This is a genomic window from Bradyrhizobium sp. MV1.5, from assembly GCF_055807615.1.
The window spans coordinates 1-275 of the sequence record NZ_JBVVPL010000132.1; the positions used below are offsets into that span (position 1 = coordinate 1).

The following is a 275-nucleotide window of genomic DNA, read 5'->3' on the forward strand; positions in this document are numbered from 1 at the left end:
GAGATTGCCAAGGTCCGCGCCATGGTCGAGTCCAGGACCGTGAGCTGGGACGTGTTCGACGGCAACGCGACCGATGTCCTGCAAATGTGCGCCGATGGCCTCCTGGAGACGATCGATTGGAAGAAGCTTGGTCTTGACCGGACCAAGTTTATCACCGCCGATCAGCACGACTGCGGAGTACCAAATTGGTCCTCTGCCACTATCCTCGTCTATGACAAGGAAAAGCTGGCGAATGGTCCAAAGACCATCGCCGACCTGTTCGATCTGCAGAAATT

1 protein-coding gene is annotated in these 275 nt (G+C 56.0%); it reads left to right on the forward strand.

The features are described from left to right. Positions 1–275: extracellular solute-binding protein (locus AC0L2J_RS34820; RefSeq protein WP_473395986.1), on the forward strand; the 275-nt coding region annotated here is incomplete at both ends.